The 1,079-nt window shown below is 59.2% G+C and carries 1 CRISPR repeat array.

The features are described 5' to 3' along the window. The first annotated feature begins 6 nt into the window (after positions 1–6). Positions 7–1,074: direct repeats of the CRISPR family, unit length 28 nt; unit sequence GGATCATCCCCGCTTACGCGGGGTGCAC. The last annotated feature ends 5 nt before the right edge of the window (positions 1,075–1,079 follow it).

Below are 1,079 nucleotides of genomic sequence, written 5' to 3' on the forward strand. Positions count from 1 at the left end.
TTGGTTGGATCATCCCCGCTTACGCGGGGTGCACGTTTTCCCGTCGCCACGTGGCCCGACGATAAAAGGATCATCCCCGCTTACGCGGGGTGCACGGCGTACCACTGATTTTGTGGGTCATATTGCGGGGATCATCCCCGCTTACGCGGGGTGCACGTAATATCTCCTCGCGATAGTGCACTGCGCAGGAGGATCATCCCCGCTTACGCGGGGTGCACCGTTTTGGCCGGATTCATATTGTCTTTGGCGGCGGATCATCCCCGCTTACGCGGGGTGCACGCCTTGTCATGTGCTTGTTCGTAATTTCACCCAGGATCATCCCCGCTTACGCGGGGTGCACTCTCAAAACTTGTCCCAGCGGGTGCTGCATAGGGGATCATCCCCGCTTACGCGGGGTGCACTATCCCCCCGTGATAACGCGCTCCGCAGGATTCGGATCATCCCCGCTTACGCGGGGTGCACTGGGTAACTATTATCATTTTGCTGCCACAACGCAGGATCATCCCCGCTTACGCGGGGTGCACGTCATTTTTCCTCTTTTCTGATTGCTCTGTCTAGGATCATCCCCGCTTACGCGGGGTGCACGCGAGGCTTGGATGATCCACTGGATCCGGGAGCGGGATCATCCCCGCTTACGCGGGGTGCACTCGATGGTGGATCCATACTCCATATTGACGCGCGGATCATCCCCGCTTACGCGGGGTGCACGAGCGCGATTTGCTGCTGGCAAGCGGTCCGTTGGGATCATCCCCGCTTACGCGGGGTGCACGCCCCGTTGATTCGGATTTCGACAGCTGTCGCCGGATCATCCCCGCTTACGCGGGGTGCACATGACCGGCTTTTTTGCCGATTATGTGACAGAGGGATCATCCCCGCTTACGCGGGGTGCACTTGGTGGCACACCCGGGGAGTTGCTTGATTTATGGATCATCCCCGCTTACGCGGGGTGCACACACCGCAATTACCCCAATGCCTGTCACTTAAAGGATCATCCCCGCTTACGCGGGGTGCACGACCTGCTGCGTCTAGTTCAAGCTTTCTCAGTCGGATCATCCCCGCTTACGCGGGGTGCACTTGAT

The organism is Propionibacterium sp. oral taxon 192 str. F0372, assembly GCF_000413315.1.
Taxonomy (GTDB): Bacteria; Actinomycetota; Actinomycetes; order Propionibacteriales; family Propionibacteriaceae; genus Brooklawnia.